We start from the raw sequence: 19,498 nt of genomic DNA on the forward strand, positions 1-19,498 counted from the left end.
CCCACGCCCCTGCTCTAAGGCGCAGCGATGCCCGCCACCCCCGCCTGGCCCCCGCAATCGACCCCGCGGCTGTTCGTCGAGACACCGCTCGGCCTCGGCCCGCTACGCGTCGATGGCCCGCAAGCACACTATCTGGTCAGCGTGATGCGGATGAAAGCGGGCGATCCGGTCAAGCTGTTCGACGGCACATCGGGCGAATGGCTGGGCGTCGCCGCCAGTGTCGGCAAGCGCGACCTCATGCTCGACGTCACCCAAAAGCTGCGCGAGGCCGAGACGGTGCCCGACCTGTGGCTGTGCGCCGCCCCGATCAAGAAAGGTCGGATCGACTGGGTCGCCGAGAAAGCGTGCGAGCTTGGCGTCGCGCGCCTCGTGCCGGTGCTGACCCGCCGCACGATCGTCGACCGATTGAATGGCGAGCGGCTGCGCGCGCATATGATCGAGGCGGCCGAACAATGCGGTCGCACGGCGGTGCCCGAACTGACCGAGCCAGTGAAGCTGTCCGCCCTGCTGCGCGACTGGCCCGCAGACCGCGCGCTGTTCTTCGCCGACGAAACTGGCGGTGCGCCCGCTTTGGCAGCAATGCGCGCGGCAAGTGGTGCGGCAGCGATCCTGATCGGTCCTGAAGGCGGCTTCGACGATGACGAACGCGCCGCGATCCGAGCCGTGCCAAGTGCTGTCGCCATCGGCCTGGGCCCGCGCATTCTGCGCGCGGACACGGCAGCGGCGGCGGCGGTCGCGCTGTGGATGGCCGCGCGCGGCGATTGGTGAGGCGCATCGGTAGCTAAACGAAACGCGCTGGCGGGCGGCCTCAGGCGGCGCTAAGGCGCGATCATGACCACGCGCCCCGAAACCAAAAAGAGCTCTCCCGTGATCGAATCGCGCGACCAGCTCGTCGCCAGCTTCGCGCGGGGCGAGAAGGCTCCCGATCGCTGGCGGATTGGCACCGAGCATGAGAAGTTCGTCTATGCCGATAGCGATCATCACGCGCCGAGCTACACCGAAAAGGGCGGCATTCGGGATTTGCTGGACGCGTTGACCGCATTCGGTTGGGAACCCGTGCTGGAAGGCGGCAACGTCATCGCGCTGAACGGCACCGACGGATCGATCAGCCTCGAACCGGCCGGCCAGTTCGAACTGTCGGGTGCCCCGCTCGAAAATCTGCACCAGACCTGCGCCGAGACCGGGCGGCATCTGCAGCAGATCAAGACGATCGGCGACAAATTCGGCATCGGTTTCCTCGGCCTCGGCATGTGGCCCGACAAGACCCGCGCCGAGCTGCCGATCATGCCCAAGGGCCGCTATGCGATCATGCTGCGCCACATGCCGCGCGTCGGCAGCATGGGCCTCGACATGATGCTGCGCACCTGCACGATCCAGGTGAACCTCGATTACAGTTCCGAAGCCGACATGGTGCAGAAGTTCCGCGTCGGGTTGGCGCTGCAACCGCTCGCCACCGCCTTGTTCGCCAATTCGCCCTTCACCGAGGGCAAACCCAACGGGATGCTGTCGTACCGCAGCCACATCTGGTCCGACACCGATCCCGCGCGCACCGGCATGTTGCCGTTCGTGTTCGAGGACGGTTTTGGATATGATCGCTACACCGAATACGCGCTCGATGTGCCGATGTACTTCGTCTATCGCGACGGTCGCTATCTCGATGCTGCGGGCCTGTCCTTCCGCGATTTCCTGAAGGGCGAATTGTCGGTCCTGCCCGGCGAGAAGCCGACGCTCGACGACTGGAATGACCACCTCTCCACCGCCTTCCCCGAAGTGCGGCTGAAGACCTTTCTCGAAATGCGCGGGGCCGATGGCGGCCCGTGGGGGCGGATTTGCGCACTGCCTGCTCTGTGGGTCGGCCTGCTCTACGATCAGGGTGCGCTCGATGCGGCGTGGGATGTGGTCAAGCACTGGACGATCGAGGAACGCCAGGCGCTGCGCGATGCAGTGCCCAAGCTCGGGCTCGACGCACCGATCGCAGGCGGGCGCACCTTGCGCGCGATCGCGGGTGAAGTGATCGACATCGCCAGCGCCGGCCTCACCGCGCGGGGCCGCATCGATTCGAGCGGCAGCAACGAAACCGGGTTCCTCGATCCGCTGCGCGAGATCGTGCGCAGCGGCAAGGTGCCCGCCGAATTGCTGCTGGAGAAATATCACGGCGTGTGGAACGGCGACGTGTCGAAAGTGTATGACGAGCTGCGGTTCTAGCCGCGCTCTGCTTCGCTTCCTGCCTGCGCGGCGTGGGCAAGCGACTCCACGAACTTCGCATTCAAGCGGCCAAGGTCGGCCAAATCATCCTCACTCCAGGCGGCGAGCGCGCGCGCCAGCAAGCGCTGCCGCGCCGCCGCAACCGAGCGCGCCAGCGCCTCGCCCGCGGGAGCGAGCGTGACCATCCGGATTCGCCGGTCCGTTTCGCCGGGATCTTGCGATAAGGCCCAATTGTTCGAGCTTCGCAATCTGGCGGCTAACCGTCGTCGAGTCCCGCCCCACCTGATCGGCCAGCGCCGCCACGCTCAGCGTGCCCCGCGTGGCGATCCCCACCAACAGCGGCACCAGCGCGCGGTCGAGCACCACACCCGCCTCTTTCAGCAACAGGTCCACGCGCTGCGGGCTGCTGAAAAACCCCAGCAGATCAACGAGCGCGCGAGCGACGGTATCGATACTAGCTGTATTATACACTCTTTACCTCAAGCCTCCAAAGTGGCATAAAGGCTGCATGATACACGCATCCCCCACGCTCGTCATCGCCGGCAGTGTAAGACCCCGCCGGATCTCCCCGCAGATTGCGCAATGGATCGCCACGCTGGGCCGGTCGCAAAAACGACGACACCTTCGAAGTCGTCGATTTGCGCGATTGGCCGTTGCCGATGGATGATGAGGCGGAAATGCCGCAGCGCGCCAGCTACGCCTCGGCATTGACCCTCGAATGGAGCCGGAAGATCGCCAGCGCGGCTGCGTTTATCTTCGTCACACCGCAATATAATTGGGGTTATCCGGCAGCTCTAAAAAAAACGCGATCGACCACCTCTACCGCGAATGGGCCGACAAGCCGGTCATGATCGTATCTTATGGCGGGCATGGCGGGGGCAAGGCTGCGGCGCAGTTGCAGGAGGTGTGCGAAGGGATCGGGATGCGGCCGATCGCTGCGCGGCCCGCGCTGCGCCTGTCACGGACGCAGATCGAGGCCAATTCGGGCGAGATCGACCCTGCGGAGGCGTTCGCCGGACATATTGAGGACGTGCGCGCGGCACTGGCCGAACTGTCCCGCGCGCGCACTGCGAACACCCAGTAGACGACCGCATAAAGAGGAACGACCGGCGTTAGTCACCGTGATGGAATAGCCTCACGCAACGATGATTATTTCTGTCAAAATGTCACATCAACGCGGTATGATCGTCCTTGGTGTTACACCTTGGGGGAACGAACATGGTCGATCATCCGGAACGGATTACCGAGCACTTTGAAGCGGCCTGGAACGCGCATGACATGGTCGCGTTTGGCGCGCTCTTCCATGCGGATGCCACCTTCGTGAACCGCTATGCGATGTATTGGCGCGGGATCGACCAAATCGTCGCCGGACACCGCTTCATCCATGAGACGATTTACAGCGACTCGGTATTACGGGTTGATCCGGCGGATGTGGATTGGGTCGGGGAGGACGCGGCCATCCTGCATTTCTGGACTCGGCTCACCGCTGGGGCCGCGCATCCTGCTGGCCCCCATGTCGCCGACACGCTGATCCTCGCGATCGCCACGCGCCGCGATGGCGACTGGCGCATCCAGGCAGCCGAAAATGTCACCCTCGCCGATCCGACGACCGGCAAGGAGACTTTGCGCGCGGACTGACTTTCCGAGGCGTATTGTGCTTTTTGAATGGTTTAGCCCGGCTTTCCGGCGGGAAAAGCCGGGCCTTTTTCTCATCCAAAAATACCACTTCACAAAAGTGCCTCATAAGTGTCATCATTCTGTAACCGAATGACTCGGTGAGAGGATGAATCCCATGACCAAAATGATCGCTTTGAGCTTGCTTGTCCTGGCGCCGCTGTCGGCACCGGCAGTGGCGAACCCCACGGCAGCGACACCGTCAACGCAGACTGCTGCCCAAAATGCAGATGCCATCTCGGCGCTGGAGACACGGGTTCGGCTCAACCCGGATGATGGCGGACGCCATATCGAACTGGCCGCCGCGTATTTGCGCAGTGGACGCACGGCTGAAGCACTGGTCGCCTTCCGTCGCGCCCGCGCGCTTGACAATGAAATGCTGGAAACGCCGACGGGCGACGCGATCTGGTCGCATCAGATTGCCGACAGCGTGCTTGCCCGCGCGGCCGCGCGCCCGGTGCAGCTCTCTTCCCGCTGATAGCCTGAACACTGCGGACCCTCGGGGCATCCTCGGATGCCCCGAAACCGCGCGGCGCTAGACCCGGACGGTGCGCTTGCCGCCAACCCAGGCGAAGAAACGCGGCACCAGCCCGTTGCGCTCGATCCATTCCGAATAATCGCGATACGTCGGGTCCATCCCGAGATGCCGCTCCTCGGTCTTGGCACGCCAATAATAGACTCCGCTGACCACCCCCATCAGGATCGTCGCCCGCACCGCGTCGAGCCAGGAGCCCGTCGTCAGCACGGGCACGGTCGAAATCCACCAGAACAAATTCTTCGACAGATAGGCCGGGTGGCGCGAAAACGCATAAGGCCCGTGCGTCAAAATGCCGCGATGCGTCAGGTTGGAAAAGCGAAAACCAAACGCGACCGTCGCCCAGGCATAGATTGCCGTCAAACCGACCAGCACCGTACCGATCGCGACCAGCACCACCGGATGTCCGGCGAACCAGACCGACCAGCCATCGGAGCCATAGGTGCCGGGATGATAATCGAGCGGCCCGTTTTCGGCCATCAGCGTGAAGGGAGGGTAACAAATCAGCGCCGCCATCCACGCCGCCGCAAACGGGTTTGCACTGCGAATGTGCGAATCGAGTGGACGGAAGGTGAGGATATAGCCGGCCGTCGCGAACGCGCAGTCGATCACGAACATGAAGCCGATCAACCAATTGGCCAGCGCCACCGGATTGTGCAGCACCTCCGCGACATTCCCGTGGATGAACCCGGCGAACCCCGGCGGCACCACCGCCAGCATGAACGCCAGAAAAAAGGCCTTCACGCCCCAACTGCGCAAATGGTTATACAGCGCCTCACGGTCGATCGGCTCGTCGAGCCCCATCAGCCACGCGCCGAGCGCCCAAGCGCCATCCTTGGGCGCGACCAGGCGACGATCGATCCACAGCACATAGGGGATCGAACCGACCAGCAGCAGCGGTGCGGCGACGCCGAAACACGCCATCGCAAAGGGAAAGCCGCCCCATTGGTTGCTCCAGTAAAAGCGCCCGGTGCCATAGATCAGCGCGATGCCCGCCCAGGTCGCCCACAACCCCGCGAGCTTGGTCAGCGACACATCGAGCGTTTCACGCCACGGCTTCGGGGTGCTCCAGTCAATGCCGGTCGAGGCGCGACGGTGGACCTTGTCGACCAATACCGCCCACAGCACCATCGGCAGCGCGCAGGCCGCGATATTGACGAGCGCCGCATAGGGCCCGTCCATGCCATAATAACGCGCGATCGCGACCCACAGGAACAGGCCGCCGAGACCCGCCAACCCGCAGCCAGTGCTGACCGCCGAGACCGGGCGGGGATCGGCCGCCTTGGCGGCCCGCGCGAGGGCAGTGTCATGAAACATCGCAGGCGGCGTAGCGCAGGAAGGGTTAGCGATGCGTAAAGGACAATCCCGGCGACTGGCGGCAGTCCGCTATCGCCCCACCCCGGCACGGCATTGCATCAACGGTTGAATGCGCGTGCCAAATGCCTCCACGCCTTCGACGAAGTCGTCGAAGGTCAGCAGCACACCGCCGGTATTGGGCACCGCTGCCATTTCGTCGAGCATCCGCGCGACATTGGCATAGGAGCCGACCAGCGTGCCCATATTGATGTTGACCGCCCCTTCCGGTGCCGCAAGCTGGCGGACGTTGGTGTCCTTATTGTGGGTGTCCTTCGCGCCCTGGTCGGCCAGCCAGGCGATCGCCTCGAGATCGGCACCGTCATTATAGGACTGCCACTTCGCCATCGCCGCTTCATCGGTTTCGGCGGCAATGATCATGACAAGCACGAAGATCGACACGTCGCGCCCAGTCTTTGCGGTGGCCGCCGCCAGCCGCGCATTGTTCGACGCGAACGCCGTCGGCGTGTTCACCCCCTTGCCCAGGCAGAAGGCATAATCCGCCCATTTCGCCGAGAAAGCGAGCCCGTCATCGGAGGAGCCCGCGCAGATGATCTTCATGTCGCCGCTCGGCACCGGGCGGACGCGACAATCGTCCATTTGATAATAATCGCCCTTGAAGTCGCTCTCGCCGGTTTCCCACAATTCGCGCAGGATATGGGCATATTCATCGAGCATCGTGTAGCGATTGCGGAAATGCTCGTCGCCGGGCCACAGCCCCATCTGGGTATATTCGGGCGGCTGCCAGCCGGTGATGAGGTTGAGCCCGAACCGCCCATGACTGATCGAATCGATCGTGTTGCACATCCGCGCGGCGAAGGCGGGCGGGATGATGAGCGTCGGGCAGGTCGCGAAGATCTTGATCTTCTCCGTCACCGCCGCCAGCCCCGCCATCAGCGTGAAGCTTTCCAGGCCATATTCCCAGAATTCGGTCTTGCCCCCGAAACCGCGCAGCTTGATCATCGACAGCAGGAAGTCGAGCCCGTGTTTTTCCGCCGATTGCGCGATCGTCTTGTTGAGATCGAACGACGGCAGGTATTGCGGAGCGTTTTCGGAAATCAACCAGCCATTGTTGTTGATGGGGACGAAGACGCCGACTTGCATGGTGTTACCCTTCCGCGATTTCGCCCGCCAGCCAGGCGAGCACGAAGCTGTTGAACGCATCCGGATCGACCACGTTGACGGCATGGCCGCCATGTTCCGCCCGGCAGAAACCCGCGATCGGCAAACCGTTGGCAAGCGCGACCCCGGCATTGGACGGCACCAGCATGTCGTCATCCGAACACACGACCAACACTGGCCGGTGGATCTCACGCAGGCGATCGGCGATGTCGAAGGTGGCCAGCGCGGCGATGCGTTTTTCCATCGTGGCGACGCCCGGAAACTGCGCCAGTTGCGCGGGCAGTTCCGCCTCCAGCGCCGCGTGATGCGCCGAAATCCAGTTGGCCGGATACAGGAAGATCGGCTGCGCCCGCAGATACGCCTCCACACCGCTATCGCGCAGCAATGCAAGCCGCGCGTCGAAACAGCGCAGGAAATGCGGATCGGGGGACGCCCAGCCATTGACCACGACGAACTTGTCGATCCGCTCCGGTGCCAACAGCGCCAGCGCCAGCGCCGCCACACCGCCCGCGGCATGGCCGACGATCGTCGCGCGCGCCACGCCGAGCGTGTCGAGCAGCGTCAGCATGTCCGCGGCAAAGTCCTCGACCGACACCGTTTCGGGCAAAGCGCGATCGCTGCGGCCAGTCCCGCGATGGTCATAGGCGATGACGTGATAGCGCTCGGCAAGCGCCGCGATATTGGGTGCCCAATAGCTCGCCGAGCCGCCAAGGCCCGACGACAGGAGGAGCGGCGGCGCAGCGGCGCTGCCGTGGGTCTCGTAATACAGGCCTGCGGCGTGCGGCATGATTCAGCCTTGCATCGACAGCGATGGCGTGCCGAGCATCTCAACCAAGATGCGCGACCGAGGCGATTTCCACCAGGCAATCCGGCTTCACCAGATCGGCGCGGATGCAGTAGCGCGCAGGCTTTGCGCCCGGAAAATATTCGGCATACACGCCATTGAAGGCCGCATAATCGGCCAGGTCTTTCAGGAAGATGTGGTTCATCGCGACATCTTCCAGCGTCGCGCCCGCCGCTTCCAGCGTCACCTTGATAACGTCCAGCACATGCCGCGTCTGTGCGGCGGCATCGCCGACATGCAGCACCGCCCCGCCCTCGCCAAGCGCCAGCACGCCCGAGACATAGACGGTATTCCCCGCCTTGGCCCCAGCCGAATACGGCGCGATCGGGGTCGGGAATTGCGGGGGATTGATCGCTTCGAAGGGCATGAACCTACTCCTTGGGCGACTGGCCGAACGACCCGCAGAAATCTGCGGCCGTACTGATCCAGCCGAAGAATTTCTCGACATTGTAGACGCTGGCCGCCTGCATTTCGGGCGGGCCGAGATGATGCGTGGCATCCTCCAGCATCACTCCGAAATATTCGAGATGGAAGCCATCGCGCAACGTGCTCTCGACGCAGACGTTGCTGGCAATCCCGACGAACACGATGTTGCGAATGCCGCGCGAGCGCAGCGTCGAATCCAGCTGCGAATTGAAGAACGCCGAATAGCGCGTCTTATGGACGCGAAGGTCGCCCGGTTGCGGGGTCAGCGCATCGACGATCTCATAATCCCACCCACCGCGCGCCAGCAAGTGCCCGCCAGTTCGGGGCGCTGGCGCATCGTCTTCAGCGCGTTCGATTTGTGCCAGTTGGGCGAGCCCGGCCCGCCCGCCTCGCGATACTCGGGGTCCCAGCCATTTTGCAGGAACACCACCTGCACGCCCGCAGCCCGCGCCGTATCGAGCACCGTCGCGATCTTGCCGATCGTCCCCGCCGCGCCCGAAATGTCGAAACCCGCCAAATCGACATAGCCGCCCTTGCTAGCATAGGCGTTCTGCATGTCGATCACCACGACGGCGGTATGCTCGGGCGCGAGCCGCAACGCCTCGGGCCGGGCCGGGAGCGTCACCGCCGTGTCGCCATCCCCGCCGGGGCAGATCACGGTCTGATCGTCGGCCACGCAACACTCCCTCGCGAAAGCGTCCGATCCTGTCGTGGATGTCGCACAAGTGCAAGGGCCGCATCTTGCGCACCGGCTTTACCCACGCTAACCGGGGCAGATCGCCGCAGCAGCGCGCGCAGCCGGCGAGCGGGTATAGTACAATGGTAGTACAGCAGCCTTCCAAGTTTTAGCAGACGCCACAAATCAACGACTTAGCTTGCATTTAAATTCCGACTTATGCGGATATTGCCGTTTCGGTCGGAATGGATTGGCCCCCTAAAAAATCCCCAGGAACCGCGCACGCGGCTTTGCTTTTGCCAGCGCCGCCGTCCACTCGGCATCGCAGCTACTGCCCAGCTTCACGGCGGTGCGCTTGTCGATATTGGCTTTCACGAGCTGGCCCGTTTGCGCGACATCGTGCGCGCCCAGACCACCGGCAGAGCCATCAATCAGGGTGAGCGGTGCCCCCGGCGTTGGATCCAGCAGGCCCGACGCCATCAGGATCTTCATGCACGGGCTGGCAGCCTGGGTCAGCACGGTAGAGGTCGTCATACAGGCAGAGATTGCGGCGCAGAGCATCAGCGACGCCATGCACCGCCACGCCTGCATCGGGCGCTTGTCGAACATCGATCTGTCCTTTCTGGACCTGTACGTCCACCTCGACCTTTTGCCGGGTGGCATCGTTGATTTGTGGGATCGCGGCGGTGGCGATGTCGCCGGTGGCCTGTCCCAGCGAGGCGTCGACCTTGGCCTGACCAACCTTCGCCGCCATTTGGCCCGGGCGGATCGCGACCCACCAGAACGCCGCGCCGATCGCCCCGGCGACAGCCAGGGCGAATATTACGCGGAAAACCCAGTTGGCGGCGCGCACCTGCGGCAAGGCGTCCTCGGCCAGTTGCTCGGCCTCGCTCAGCATATTCATGCGCCGGCGACTCCCGCCAGGCAGTCACGCCGTTCCTTCTCGCGCCGGTTCACCAGGCCGGGCGCGGCGCAATAGACGACCCCTTTGGTCGACCGCTTGCAGGCATATCGCTTCGGCACCGCACCGCGTGGACGGAACAGCACGATATACCCCCCGGAACGCCTCGCACGCCGCGCGCCAGCGATGCGCCGCCGCCTCGCGCGCCATCGGCGAACCGCGCCAGTGACCAGCGCCGCCGTTGAGGATGAAGTCACCGGCTTGCCCGCGCAGCGACACCGGGCCGGAAAGCAGTTCTGGCGTGATCGCCACCGCCTCGCTGGTCGCTTCGGTAAGATCGGCCTTCAGCCAAGCGTCGCATTGCGCCTTGGTTGCCGTCATGCCCGGACGGACGCCTCTGGTATGGCCGCTGCAGATCGTCCAGACCGAGCCGCTATCCTGATAGGCGTGATAGACGGTGCCCTCGGCAGCGCGGGTGCCGGGAAGCGCCAGTGTGACGGCTGCGGCGATCAGCGCACCGATTCCAGCGCCGACACCGACCTTGCTGGCCGGGGTCAGCTTGCGCGGTTCACTGGCCATCGGTCGGCACCTTGCGGGTGATGCGCGCGACGGCGATCGCGACCAGCAGCAGGATCGGGAACGATCCGGTCAGCCACGACGGGAGCAGCGCGCGCAGATCCTGCGGCATCGCATTCCAGACTTCCGACGCAGTGCCGGGAAAGGCCTGCACGAACGTCTCGATCAGCGCGCCGATCGCGGCGAGCCGGATCGAGGAGAAGGTATAGGCGCGGTGCCAGTCATCGATGAGACGCGCGCACAACCAGGCGCGCCACTTTGCGAGCAGCGTCATCGGATTTCCTTTCGGGTACGGGATAGTGTGTGGGGTAAGTCCCGGCAGGCATCGCCTTCGGAGGCTTGGTCGTACGTCGCCGCAGTGGCGCGGATGCCACGCGAAAGGGCGTCCTGTTCCAGCGCTGCCTCGGCGCGTGAGACGAGATCGTCGAACGCTGGCGTCGGCGGATGGAGCGGGAACGCCCCGCGCAACGTGTCCTCGAATGCCCCGACCTGGGCATAGCGGCGCTGCGCGATCGCCCGTTCGACCGGGTTTGCCAGCGCCAGCAAGAAACCAACGAGGCAGAGGATGACGCCGCCCTCGATCATGGCATTGGTCCGGATTTTGGCGGCGCGATCATTTCGAGTTTGGCCTCGATTCTGGCCGTTCGCTCGTTGATCATGTTGAGCTGTTTATTGCTCTCTTCGAGGGCCGTGATCCGGCGCTCGTGCTGTTGGAGCTCGTTGAGGTAGCCGCCGCCTGTCATCGTCGCGCCGATCAGCGTGATCACGATCGCTGCGGGTGCCCACCAGTCTTTCCATGTCGGAGCACGCGGCACTTGTGCGCTCACGCGGGCACTATCTCAAACCGCTCGGTCGGCGGTACCGTCGTATCGTCCCATAGCTGCGGATGAACCGGGGAACTCGGATCGTTGAAATCCTTCTGGAGGTAGGCCCTCGCACCCCCTTCGGAGGAGAAAGAGAGCCCGCGCTCGGGACTTCGGCGCAACATTCCACCATCCCAGTAGAGGTTGTCGCTAGTGTCAGCATCGGTGACGCATATCTTGAACATTATGCCACTCCTGATCCGGTGATCTTGAGCCAGATGCCCGATGTTGCACCGGTGTCCTTCTGCTGGAAGCCAAGCGCTCCGCTAACAAAGACAAGGCGAATGCCCGTCGCGCTGGAATCGTCACCAAAGCTCGCATCGCCTTTTAGTTTAAGGCTGAGCCCCGATCCACCATCGACCACGAACGTCGCCGTCTTGTTGGTCGTCATGTTCATGACCGTGTAGATTCCGATCGCGTAGGCTTGCGTCAGCACCGGTGAGAAGTCGTCCACCGCCACTGGTGCCGGTACAAACCGACCGCCGGGGAACAGAAGCTGGCCGCCGTTGGTATCAAAGTCTCCGCCGGGCGGAGAGGTAAAGGTTATGGCGTCCGGCCTCGCGTGATTCTCGAAGGTGACCCGGCGGTTCTGGACTGAGGATGAGGGTATAAGACTGGCCTCAGCAAGCTTGATCGCTAGAGTTCGGTAGGACGATCCGGGTGCCAAGCGTATCGTAGTCTCGCGCGCGTCGATGTTGTAGAGGCTGACTGCGGTGTCGACGCGGGTTGCCTTGATGTCTACATCAAGGCCCGAGCAGGCGTGCGGGGCACCGTCAAATGTAGCGGTGAACCCTGTTGAATAGCCATCAACGACTCCGCGAGCGTAAACCTTGCTGACGTCCCCTGCGAGCATCAGCCCAGCGCCTAAAAGGTTGCTTCCGTCAGTTGCCGGGGCAGTACCTGGAGCAAATGCATTGGCTTTTAGCCCAGTGACCCGCACCGCAGATTGACCGAGATAAAAACGCTGCCACCTTGCATGGCCCAATAACCTCGATGTCTTCAAACGAACTGCCAGTTTCGTAACTTGCCCCCCGGAAATAAGGCACCATCGCAACGGCATTGTAACTGCTGATCTGATCTGAATAGGCGGGTGCGTAGATGCGCCCATTCCTGAAGGTGCAACGCTGGTTGTCCCGCCCCAATGCGCCGGGATTCACGCAATTCACCGTTATGAAGTTGGTCGCGGTGCAGTCGTGGCAGCCATAACCTAATTCGATTCCGGTATCCGCAGAGTTTTCGATGTATACGTCTTCAAGATGGACGTTGCTGATGACGTCGCCAGTGTCGAGACTACCGCCCGACGAGGTGGCGAAGATGCCGTTTTGCGTGACGGTCGTATAGATCCGAATGCGACGGCCGAACATATTAGACGCGACAAGCTGGAGGCCGTTTGCGTATGTATTCCAGGCGAAGAGACCATCGACCTCCAAGAGGCCACCACGGTGCACGAGCACGTTCGAGGAGGAGCCCTTGGCCTTTAAGTTCTGGATCAAGACCCGGCTCGACGGTGTCGCAGGCGTGAAGTTCACCTGCACCAAATCATTGAAGTTGCTGCCCAACGTGGGGTTCGGAACGGTGGCGTCGATGTGCATATTGATGAGCTGGGCGTGGGTGGAAACGAGAATACCGACGCCATCGGAGCCGGTGCCCCCCATCTTCTTCAGCACGCCGCCCATGCCGTGGACGACGAGTCCGGGGGTAGTGATCTCGACCATATCACCATTGAAAGGGAAGATTCCGGGCGGGATCACGAAATGATCTTTTCCCTGGACCGCAGCACGGATTGCTGTCGACAGATCTCCGGTCCAGTGCCCGCGATGATCTGTGTCTGGGTCGTCTTCGCAAAAGCGTCTAGCAGCGTTGGGAGGTTTCGCAGGGCGCTATCGACATCGGTCGGGGTGCCGGCCCACTGGTAACCGATGGCGTTGCCCTTCTGGCGGACCCATGCCCCTTCATCGAGCCTAGTGCTGTCAGCCTTAATCACATGGGGCAGGTTCTCGACATAGGGACCTGCGCCGCGTTCGAAATAATATCGCGCGTCTGGAATGCCCGGCACCCGACCAGCGATGCTACCTTGCGCGTCACGTCCGAGGCTCGGAACGCAACCAGGCTCGAATAGCTATTGTCGGCCTCACCGGGCGGCCCCTGATAGGCGGTGTCGATCGGCTGCACCTCGATCGCGCCAGTGTCCGGGTTGGGCGCAAGGATCTTCCCGCCACCGAGCCGCTGGCTGGCGGGCGGCAGATCGGGCGCGCTTTCGCCCGGCGGCAACATCAGTGCCCGGCTGCTCACATCGGTTAGCTGATCGTCCTGTTCCTGACCGATCAGCATCTGCCGGTCGAGCGCTTCCTCGTGACTTTTCGCCGGGAACACACCCCCCGTTTGTATATTGCATCGGCTGCACTCGCGCGGTCGAGCGCGTGATCTTCAGGGATGCGCCGTTGGTCGCGACAAGCCGTGTCAGGGTGCCCCCGGCATCGGTATCGCCACCGGTGACGGTGTAATCCGTGCCCAGCGCCAAAACCGTTTCCACCCCAGCGGCGATCCGCGACACGATCAGGTCCCCCGCCGCCTTGAAGCGGAATGGCACGGCAAAGCTCGTGGTGACGCCATTCTCGGCATAGGTGACGGATGCGGGAAGCGCGGCGACGGTCATTGCGGAGGTCCTTCCTTGCCAAGGGCATTCTCGAAATCTGGTGCGCGACCGGGTGCCGTCTCACCCGGAGCCCACCAGAAATGCGTGCGCTGGTCGTCGGCGCGCTTTTTCATGCGCTGCCACGACTGGCGATAATTGGGGTCAATCTGCTCCTGGATCTGATCCATCACCATGCGATCGAAGGCGGTGCGGACGTACCAGGTGCTGCCGCCGGGGATCTCCAATCGCGCAAGCTGTGCGGCGGCCCAGGCGGGGTGCTGCGATCCAGCGACATTAAAGACGGCCTGCCCGTCTTGGAACAGCGGCCCCGCCAGCGAGCCGAGAAATCCCCCGCCAAAGCGGTTCTGCGATGACTGCAGGAAATCCCCGAAGATGCCGAAGCCGCCGCCCTGCAGGACCGCTGCGCCCCAAAATGCCTGCGCATCGGTCGGAGTAGGACGCTTCCCTTCACCGCTCCGCCACCGGCTAATTTGATCAAATTGCTTCTCGGTCGGCAAGACATCCGCAGGCATGGGGCGTGGATCCTTGAATGCCGCCAGCGCTTTGAGTTGCAGCGCGATCGCGCCGCCGATCGTCGTCGCGATGAACAGCCCCGCCGCATAGCGTGCCGCGTTCCACTTGCCCTGCGTGGCCGCTTCCATGATCCGGCGCGTCTGCATGATCATCATGCCCACGCCAAAGCCCTTGAACAATGCAGCCGAGCGAATGGCCTCGCCGATCCATGTCCCCTTCGCGCGACCGAGTTGACCAGGCGCGCGTGCGGATATCGGGCGTCGGCACGGCATAGTCGGTTTCGGACAGGATCATCTCGTACAGCTTGTCGCCGAGCGCATGATCCTCGACGTTGTTCGGCTTGATCCAGTCGGCTCCGCCATCGCGCTCCAGCGGCGTGCGACGGATGGTGTCCCATCCCTCGGGCGTGATGCCGTAGCGTTGCAGCGTTCGTTGAAACGGCCCGTCGAGATCGGCAAATGCCTTGCCGCGCTCGCCGGTAATATGGCTGACGAAGGTCATGCCCATTGCCCAGCGCCCCGCCTCGGTAAAGCGGTTGAGCCCGGTGACCCGCAACGCTCCCTCCGCCAAACGTTTGGCGACCTCGCTGGTCAGCTCTTCACCGAGCACGCGTTGCTGCCCGCCTGCGCGCTTGGCCCATTCCTCGGCAATACCGGTCAGGCGCACCGCAAGTTCCTGGTCTGCCTGCGCGCCAGGCCGGAACAGCTTGACGTAATCGCGCAGCATTCCAGCGGCCGGCAGGCCGTTAAACTTGCGCGTCACCAGCCCGAAGGCCGGGTCGGTTGGCACCGCCGACAGCATCGCACCGCCCAGCTTCGCGGCGGTCTCGATCGATCGCACCGCACTGAACCCCAAAGCGATCGTGCGATTTTCAGGCCGCCCGGCCACGCCGGTAATTTCATCGTGGTAACGGTCGATTTGCTTGGTCGCCGCGAACGCGCGATCGGTCGCCTTGCTATGCGAGGCGGTGTCGAGCGCGGCGGATTTCTGGATCGTATCCTTGATCCAGCCGACCGTCGCATTCGGGTTTGGCCCGAGCACCTCCATCAACGCGATGTCGCGCGACATGCCGTCGATATGCCCCATCATCGCATCGAAGGCCGATCCGACGCCGAATTTCGCCTGATAGGCCATCCAGTCGTCGGCCGATTTGAACACGAGGAAGCGGCTTTCGCCGAGCTGGTTGGCAAGGGCACCGCGCCCGCTGCCCTGCCCGGCCGTCCGCTTGTTCCAGCCATCGGTGCGGATGGTTTCGAACACGTCGCGCAGCGCCAGTTCGAACCCCGCTTCCGAAAAGGGCATGCCGGTGCGCTGGTCGAGCATCCGGGTCCGATCGAGGCGGGGGGCGATCTCCGCGCGCCAGGCGTCGAACCCGGCCGCGCGCACCGCCCGCGTATCGTGCGCCTGGGGGAGCCCCCATTTTTCCAGCTTGCCGATCGATGCGCCAGCGGCATTGGCGCGGGTGCGCAGCATTTCGGAGGTACGCTCGAACGCATCGGACAATTGCCGCGCGCTCGCCGATCCGGTGTCCTCGCCGAAGCGTTCCCGCACGAGCTGCTCCAGCCCGGCCTTGTCGCGGACTTCGCCCACAATGCCGGTGTGGTGCTTCGCCAGCACTTCGGACATCATCGCATGGCTGCGCGCCCGGATCGCGCGCCTGCGCCCCTCCACGCTGGAATAGCCCGCTTTCGGGTCGGGCGCGAACATGGCCACCGCCCCCTTGGGGTCGATCGGGCCGCCATCGCGACCGCCACCATAGCTCGCCATATTCTTGAGCGCGGCCTTTTGCGCCTGCACCTGGGCCAGCGCCACGCGCCGTTTGCGGATCGCATCCGCCTCGAGCGCCTTCAAGGTGGCATCGGTTGCCATCGCCGCCGCCGCCTGGTCGCCAAACTGGCGGCGGAATTGCTGCTCAAGCTCCCCATAGAGCCCGGCCATTTCGCGGCCCTTTTCGGGCGTGATTTCCCCACGCTCGACCATGCCGGGGATGCAGCGGTCCAGGCTCATAGACAGTTCCTCGCCGCCTTGATTGCCGCATCATCCGCGTCGAGTTCGCGCAGCACGTCCTCTGCCGATCGCAGCGGGCCGCCTTCCTCCAGACGGAACATATTGCCCTGATCGACCGCATCGAACAGCGGCGCACCGATCGTGCTTTCCTGATCCGTCTTGGCGCGGATCGGGCTATCAGCCTTCAATTGGGCTCGCTGGCGTTCCCGCGCTGGGAAGTTGGGGTCGAGCGCTGCAGCATGTTGATCTCTACCTCGGCGTATTTCTGTAATCTCGTTACCAAAATGCACCCTCTCGCCATCCTTCCAGATCTCGACTGGAGTAAGGCCGACGGCGGGTTGTTTGAACGCCGCCACGACTGTGCGGCGCTCAAACCGACCAACATCTTTACCCTCGAGGTATTTGACACCCCACCGGCCATCGCTTGTCACGGCGATCGCAACCTTGGGCCCGCCTTGCGCCTGAAATTCAGCTAATTTTACAGCATCGCTAGCGCTGACATAAATCGTAGCCTGTGATCGTGGTTGCGGCCCTTGATCCTTCGCGCCGTGCTCTGGGTGAAACGACTTGTCCCGGGACGTGGAACCGTCCGAATGCACGAGATAGGTGGAACCTTTGGCGGTGGTGAAGGCAACGTCTTCGGCGATCTGAGCCTTAACGTCATGCGTCAGGCTTTCGGCAATCGCCTTTCCGGCCGGGCCGTTGGGATCGTCGAGGGATGGCCCCGGCGCTTCCGCCAGGACCGGGCCGTTTAGTCCGGCTTCTTCGCGAGCATCCGCTGCAGCGCCGCCAGGTTGCTCGCCGCGCGCGCGCCCTCCGCCCGCAAGTCCGCTGGAAATGCCGGATTGGTCGACGCCTCCTCCAGCGCCGTGATCGCGCGCTGCGAGAGTGTGTTCGAATTCGTCGGCGAGGTCGGCATAGCGCGTATTCTCCGCTTCCTGTGCGAATGCGTCAAGGGCGTCGCGAGCATGTTCGTTCACCACGCGGGCAATCGCCGCTTCCGGTGTCAGCTCGCCACTCGCGACCCAATCCGCGGCGCGCAAATGCTCGACCGGGGTGAAGGCGATGCCATGTGTATCCAGCGTGTTCGCGATGGTTTCGCGCGCCGCCGCGAACTGCGTTTGCCGCGCGCGTGCCACTTCGCGCGCGGTCGCGGTTTCCAGGTCGCCCCGCGCATAATGCGGCGTCGAAACGGCATGTTCGATCAGCTGGAGCATATCGTCTTCGGTGATATGGTCTCCGCCCAGCTCGGGCGGGGCATCGTGGAAATATCCCGCCTCCGCTGCCAGCTCGCGCGCGCGGTCGATGCTCATGCCCTTGCTGCGGATCAGCACGCCACCACTCGGCGCGACGCGCGGCAGATTGCGGCCCTTGATCAGATCATGGCCCTCGTCGTTACGAATGCCGCCATGGTCCGCCAGGAAGCCGAGCAAATCGCGCGGCGCGGCATCCTGTTGCCGCGCGAAGACACCCGGCCGCCGCTGCCGCAACCCGATGCCGGGAAGATCGGCAATGGCGTTGAGCGCGGCCTTGACGGCATCGCGTTCGATCCCCAGCCGCTCGGCCATGATTTCAGGCTTCAGGCTCTCGCGCGTTTGCGTGACATAGGCGCGCACGGCGTTGCGGATGTCCACATCGTTGGCGACCGGCGCATCCGGGAGATTGGTGCGTGGCGGGAGCGGTTGCGGCGTAGCGCCATCGCCATTCGCAATATTCCCGCCGTACGTCTGTGGATCGATGCCGCTGCGCTCCAGCGGTCCGATATCAGCCGCGCTTGCCATACGCGGTTCGGGGGGCAGGGCCTCGGGAGTATTTCCCATTGCTCGATCGCGCTCAAAGGCGGCAATGCGCGCCTCGGTTTCCGCGTCATCAATCGCACGTTGCGATGCCGCGACTGCATCACCATCGCCGCTCACATCCGGTCGCAACGCGAGACGTTCGTCTCCGCCGATCAATGCTGCCAGCTTGTCGACGCGATTGTTCCAGCCGCGTCGAAACTTTTCCTTGCCCGGAACAGTGTCCGCCAGATGATTAAGATAGGTGCGGTATGCCTCGATCGCGCGCGCCGGATCACCGCCGCTTTCCCGCAGGATGCGCTCTCCCGCACCGCCGATATATTGCGCATCAAAGGCGACCGCCGCCGTGCGGGGATCCACATGGTCAAATTCGGGCAACCAATATTTACGATGCGCGATTGCCCGCGCTTCCGCTTCCGACAGATTGGCGACATCGACACCAGGGTTAAACTTCTGCGCGATGCCGAATTTGGTCGTTCCGCCGTCTGCTTGCGAATAGTGGACGACGGCGTTGCCGCCTTCCAGATCATGCAACACAAATCCGATGACGCGGTCCGGTGTTAACGCCGTCGCTACGGTTTCTCGTGAAACAGTCTGTGAAACGGGGGAGCGCGGTGCGAGTGCGGGCGCGATGCCATCGGGATCGCCTGCCTGGGCGAGGGTCGCAAGCGCGGACTGTAGCCGGTCGGCATGAACGTCGCGCGCCGTTGGCGTGTCGACATAGGGGTTGATCGCGTCGATCTCGCTCTGCCGGTCGATCACGTGCAAGGCGGCTTGCTGGTCGGGCGTGCGCACTTCGGCTGGGACAGCCTTGCTGAAGGCCGCCGCAACCTCGCCATCGCTCACCTTGCCCAGATCGGCGGTGCGCAGTGCCAGCGGTGCCACGGTGCGCCCAACGGCTTGCCCGATGTCGGTCCCGGCAATGGCGCGGCCTGCCGCTCCAAGGGCCTTGCCACCCGCATCGAGCGCCTTGCCAGCAACGTGAAGGCCGCCGGGCAGCAATGCGCCGCCGATTGCTGCCGTACCGACATCGGTGACCATGTCGCCTACCGACATATGTTCACCCATCTCGGCTCGATTGCGCGAGATCACCGGAAGCTCTGCCGCCTCGGTCAAGGAGTTTACCAGCGCTTCGCGACCCATTGTCTGCAGGATCGTTTTTCCGCCGCCGCCTATTGGCAGCGTCATTGCGTTGATCGGGTCGGCGAGACCCGATACGACATCGCTTACAAAACCCAATGCGCCCTGCGTCCAACCAGATTGTCGACCAACGACATTCTGCGCGGTGTGCCGACGCTTCAGTTCCTCGGCGTGGACCCAATCCGAAAATTGCCTTGGATTAGCGGCTGGA

The 19,498-nt window shown here is 63.6% G+C and carries 24 protein-coding genes and 2 pseudogenes; 6 read left to right on the plus strand and 20 right to left on the minus strand.

The annotated features are described in order from the left end of the window. The first annotated feature begins 27 nt into the window (after positions 1–27). Both NW75_RS12850 and NW75_RS12855 read left to right on the plus strand, forming a co-directional pair. Complete coding sequence (locus NW75_RS12850) at positions 28–768, plus strand: 16S rRNA (uracil(1498)-N(3))-methyltransferase (protein WP_033965591.1); 741 nt, start codon at positions 28–30, stop codon at positions 766–768. A gap of 63 nt (positions 769–831) precedes the next feature. Then, positions 832–2,205 (plus strand): glutamate--cysteine ligase, encoded by a 1,374-nt coding sequence (locus NW75_RS12855; RefSeq protein ID WP_033965593.1) that lies wholly within the window; start codon positions 832–834, stop codon positions 2,203–2,205. On the opposite strand, the gene NW75_RS26570 is transcribed toward NW75_RS12855, so the two are convergent. Together NW75_RS26570 and NW75_RS28275 are read right to left on the minus strand one after the other, a co-directional pair. Then, complete coding sequence (locus NW75_RS26570; protein ID WP_052192389.1) at positions 2,202–2,390, minus strand: hypothetical protein; 189 nt, start codon at positions 2,388–2,390, stop codon at positions 2,202–2,204. The two genes, NW75_RS12855 and NW75_RS26570, sit on opposite strands and share 4 nt — an antisense overlap. 31 nt (positions 2,391–2,421) lie before the next feature. After that, positions 2,422–2,676 (minus strand): annotated as a pseudogene (locus tag NW75_RS28275) (HVO_A0114 family putative DNA-binding protein); the annotation flags it as partial. A gap of 188 nt (positions 2,677–2,864) precedes the next feature. Here NW75_RS28275 and NW75_RS27395 point away from each other — a divergent pair. The 4 genes from NW75_RS27395 (at position 2,865) to NW75_RS12875 (ending at position 4,357) form a co-directional block, all read left to right on the plus strand. After that, positions 2,865–3,056, plus strand: a complete 192-nt coding sequence (locus NW75_RS27395; RefSeq protein WP_269430331.1) for an NADPH-dependent FMN reductase — start codon at positions 2,865–2,867, stop codon at positions 3,054–3,056. Beyond that, positions 3,053–3,289, plus strand: a complete 237-nt coding sequence (locus NW75_RS27400) for a hypothetical protein (RefSeq protein ID WP_269430332.1) — start codon at positions 3,053–3,055, stop codon at positions 3,287–3,289. Before NW75_RS27395 ends, NW75_RS27400 begins: the two co-directional genes overlap by 4 nt. A 134-nt stretch (positions 3,290–3,423) precedes the next feature. Further along, a complete protein-coding gene (locus NW75_RS12870; RefSeq protein WP_033965594.1) occupies positions 3,424–3,843 on the plus strand; it encodes an SgcJ/EcaC family oxidoreductase in 420 nt (139 codons plus the stop codon). 154 nt (positions 3,844–3,997) lie between these two features. Beyond that, positions 3,998–4,357 (plus strand): BTAD domain-containing putative transcriptional regulator, encoded by a 360-nt coding sequence (locus NW75_RS12875; protein WP_033965595.1) that lies wholly within the window; start codon positions 3,998–4,000, stop codon positions 4,355–4,357. A 57-nt stretch (positions 4,358–4,414) separates the two neighbouring features. Here NW75_RS12875 and NW75_RS12880 read toward each other — a convergent pair whose 3' ends face one another. The 18 genes and pseudogenes from NW75_RS12880 to NW75_RS12970 all read right to left on the minus strand — a co-directional run bounded on the left by NW75_RS12880 (position 4,415) and on the right by NW75_RS12970 (position 19,386). Beyond that, positions 4,415–5,731 carry a methyltransferase family protein gene (locus NW75_RS12880; protein WP_171010557.1) on the minus strand — a complete coding sequence of 439 codons (1,317 nt, stop codon included), beginning with the start codon at positions 5,729–5,731 and terminating at the stop codon, positions 4,415–4,417. A 69-nt stretch (positions 5,732–5,800) separates the two neighbouring features. After that, on the minus strand, positions 5,801–6,871 hold the full coding sequence (rutA, locus tag NW75_RS12885; RefSeq protein ID WP_033965596.1) for a pyrimidine utilization protein A: 1,071 nt from the start codon (positions 6,869–6,871) through the stop codon (positions 5,801–5,803). A gap of 4 nt (positions 6,872–6,875) precedes the next feature. Beyond that, positions 6,876–7,676, minus strand: a complete 801-nt coding sequence (gene rutD / locus NW75_RS12890; RefSeq protein WP_033965597.1) for a pyrimidine utilization protein D — start codon at positions 7,674–7,676, stop codon at positions 6,876–6,878. 40 nt (positions 7,677–7,716) lie between these two features. Continuing rightward, positions 7,717–8,100 carry a pyrimidine utilization protein C gene (rutC, locus tag NW75_RS12895; protein ID WP_033965598.1) on the minus strand — a complete coding sequence of 128 codons (384 nt, stop codon included), beginning with the start codon at positions 8,098–8,100 and terminating at the stop codon, positions 7,717–7,719. A gap of 4 nt (positions 8,101–8,104) precedes the next feature. Then, positions 8,105–8,835: pseudogene (gene rutB, locus NW75_RS12900) on the minus strand (pyrimidine utilization protein B). A gap of 258 nt (positions 8,836–9,093) precedes the next feature. Then, positions 9,094–9,327, minus strand: a complete 234-nt coding sequence (locus tag NW75_RS12905; protein WP_156143033.1) for a hypothetical protein — start codon at positions 9,325–9,327, stop codon at positions 9,094–9,096. Then, complete coding sequence (locus NW75_RS12910; RefSeq protein WP_033965601.1) at positions 9,263–9,739, minus strand: hypothetical protein; 477 nt, start codon at positions 9,737–9,739, stop codon at positions 9,263–9,265. Before NW75_RS12910 ends, NW75_RS12905 begins: the two co-directional genes overlap by 65 nt. A 24-nt stretch (positions 9,740–9,763) precedes the next feature. Then, the gene (locus tag NW75_RS22960) at positions 9,764–10,315 is read right to left on the minus strand and encodes a glycoside hydrolase family protein (RefSeq protein ID WP_052192390.1); all 552 of its coding nucleotides are present in this window, start codon (positions 10,313–10,315) and stop codon (positions 9,764–9,766) included. Beyond that, positions 10,305–10,586 (minus strand): DUF7940 domain-containing protein, encoded by a 282-nt coding sequence (locus NW75_RS12920; protein ID WP_033965602.1) that lies wholly within the window; start codon positions 10,584–10,586, stop codon positions 10,305–10,307. The genes NW75_RS22960 and NW75_RS12920 overlap by 11 nt, the downstream gene beginning before the upstream one ends. Then, complete coding sequence (locus NW75_RS12925) at positions 10,583–10,897, minus strand: hypothetical protein (RefSeq protein WP_033965603.1); 315 nt, start codon at positions 10,895–10,897, stop codon at positions 10,583–10,585. The genes NW75_RS12920 and NW75_RS12925 overlap by 4 nt, the downstream gene beginning before the upstream one ends. Continuing rightward, positions 10,894–11,139 (minus strand): hypothetical protein, encoded by a 246-nt coding sequence (locus NW75_RS12930; protein WP_033965604.1) that lies wholly within the window; start codon positions 11,137–11,139, stop codon positions 10,894–10,896. The genes NW75_RS12925 and NW75_RS12930 overlap by 4 nt, the downstream gene beginning before the upstream one ends. Further along, positions 11,136–11,360: a hypothetical protein gene (locus NW75_RS25190; RefSeq protein WP_033965605.1), complete on the minus strand. Its 225-nt coding sequence runs from the start codon at positions 11,358–11,360 to the stop codon at positions 11,136–11,138. Before NW75_RS25190 ends, NW75_RS12930 begins: the two co-directional genes overlap by 4 nt. Then, positions 11,360–12,028, minus strand: coding sequence for a hypothetical protein (locus tag NW75_RS12940; RefSeq protein WP_033965607.1), 669 nt, complete (start codon positions 12,026–12,028; stop codon positions 11,360–11,362). The genes NW75_RS25190 and NW75_RS12940 overlap by 1 nt, the downstream gene beginning before the upstream one ends. Positions 12,029–12,056: 28 nt before the next feature. Further along, entirely contained in the window at positions 12,057–12,926 is an 870-nt protein-coding gene (locus tag NW75_RS12945; protein ID WP_033965608.1) for a hypothetical protein, read from the minus strand. 229 nt (positions 12,927–13,155) lie between these two features. Next, positions 13,156–13,548 carry a hypothetical protein gene (locus NW75_RS12955; RefSeq protein WP_033965610.1) on the minus strand — a complete coding sequence of 131 codons (393 nt, stop codon included), beginning with the start codon at positions 13,546–13,548 and terminating at the stop codon, positions 13,156–13,158. A 279-nt stretch (positions 13,549–13,827) separates the two neighbouring features. Beyond that, the gene (locus tag NW75_RS25195) at positions 13,828–14,343 is read right to left on the minus strand and encodes a hypothetical protein (protein WP_197057805.1); all 516 of its coding nucleotides are present in this window, start codon (positions 14,341–14,343) and stop codon (positions 13,828–13,830) included. Continuing rightward, positions 14,306–16,351 (minus strand): hypothetical protein, encoded by a 2,046-nt coding sequence (locus tag NW75_RS12965; RefSeq protein ID WP_033965612.1) that lies wholly within the window; start codon positions 16,349–16,351, stop codon positions 14,306–14,308. Before NW75_RS12965 ends, NW75_RS25195 begins: the two co-directional genes overlap by 38 nt. After that, complete coding sequence (locus NW75_RS12970) at positions 16,348–19,386, minus strand: glycosyl hydrolase 108 family protein (RefSeq protein WP_197057806.1); 3,039 nt, start codon at positions 19,384–19,386, stop codon at positions 16,348–16,350. The genes NW75_RS12965 and NW75_RS12970 overlap by 4 nt, the downstream gene beginning before the upstream one ends. Positions 19,387–19,498 lie beyond the last annotated feature (112 nt).

Origin of the sequence: Sphingomonas sp. Ant H11 (genome assembly GCF_000797515.1) — a bacterium.
Taxonomy (GTDB): Bacteria; Pseudomonadota; Alphaproteobacteria; order Sphingomonadales; family Sphingomonadaceae; genus Sphingomonas.

What these genes read in the sequence shown, in the direction of transcription:
- NW75_RS12850 (WP_033965591.1), top strand. Translation starts at nt 28, where the DNA reads ATGCCCGCCACCCCCGCCTGGCCCCCGCAATCGACCCCGCGGCTGTTC.
- NW75_RS12855 (WP_033965593.1), top strand. Translation starts at nt 832, where the DNA reads ATGACCACGCGCCCCGAAACCAAAAAGAGCTCTCCCGTGATCGAATCG.
- NW75_RS26570 (WP_052192389.1), bottom strand. Translation starts at nt 2,390, where the DNA reads ATGGTCACGCTCGCTCCCGCGGGCGAGGCGCTGGCGCGCTCGGTTGCG.
- NW75_RS27395 (WP_269430331.1), top strand. Translation starts at nt 2,865, where the DNA reads ATGGATGATGAGGCGGAAATGCCGCAGCGCGCCAGCTACGCCTCGGCA.
- NW75_RS27400 (WP_269430332.1), top strand. Translation starts at nt 3,053, where the DNA reads ATGATCGTATCTTATGGCGGGCATGGCGGGGGCAAGGCTGCGGCGCAG.
- NW75_RS12870 (WP_033965594.1), top strand. Translation starts at nt 3,424, where the DNA reads ATGGTCGATCATCCGGAACGGATTACCGAGCACTTTGAAGCGGCCTGG.
- NW75_RS12875 (WP_033965595.1), top strand. Translation starts at nt 3,998, where the DNA reads ATGACCAAAATGATCGCTTTGAGCTTGCTTGTCCTGGCGCCGCTGTCG.
- NW75_RS12880 (WP_171010557.1), bottom strand. Translation starts at nt 5,731, where the DNA reads ATGTTTCATGACACTGCCCTCGCGCGGGCCGCCAAGGCGGCCGATCCC.
- rutA (WP_033965596.1), bottom strand. Translation starts at nt 6,871, where the DNA reads ATGCAAGTCGGCGTCTTCGTCCCCATCAACAACAATGGCTGGTTGATT.
- rutD (WP_033965597.1), bottom strand. Translation starts at nt 7,676, where the DNA reads ATGCCGCACGCCGCAGGCCTGTATTACGAGACCCACGGCAGCGCCGCT.
- rutC (WP_033965598.1), bottom strand. Translation starts at nt 8,100, where the DNA reads ATGCCCTTCGAAGCGATCAATCCCCCGCAATTCCCGACCCCGATCGCG.
- NW75_RS12905 (WP_156143033.1), bottom strand. Translation starts at nt 9,327, where the DNA reads ATGAAGATCCTGATGGCGTCGGGCCTGCTGGATCCAACGCCGGGGGCA.
- NW75_RS12910 (WP_033965601.1), bottom strand. Translation starts at nt 9,739, where the DNA reads ATGAATATGCTGAGCGAGGCCGAGCAACTGGCCGAGGACGCCTTGCCG.
- NW75_RS22960 (WP_052192390.1), bottom strand. Translation starts at nt 10,315, where the DNA reads ATGGCCAGTGAACCGCGCAAGCTGACCCCGGCCAGCAAGGTCGGTGTC.
- NW75_RS12920 (WP_033965602.1), bottom strand. Translation starts at nt 10,586, where the DNA reads ATGACGCTGCTCGCAAAGTGGCGCGCCTGGTTGTGCGCGCGTCTCATC.
- NW75_RS12925 (WP_033965603.1), bottom strand. Translation starts at nt 10,897, where the DNA reads ATGATCGAGGGCGGCGTCATCCTCTGCCTCGTTGGTTTCTTGCTGGCG.
- NW75_RS25190 (WP_033965605.1), bottom strand. Translation starts at nt 11,360, where the DNA reads ATGTTCAAGATATGCGTCACCGATGCTGACACTAGCGACAACCTCTAC.
- NW75_RS12940 (WP_033965607.1), bottom strand. Translation starts at nt 12,028, where the DNA reads ATGCTCGCAGGGGACGTCAGCAAGGTTTACGCTCGCGGAGTCGTTGAT.
- NW75_RS25195 (WP_197057805.1), bottom strand. Translation starts at nt 14,343, where the DNA reads ATGCCTGCGGATGTCTTGCCGACCGAGAAGCAATTTGATCAAATTAGC.
- NW75_RS12965 (WP_033965612.1), bottom strand. Translation starts at nt 16,351, where the DNA reads ATGAGCCTGGACCGCTGCATCCCCGGCATGGTCGAGCGTGGGGAAATC.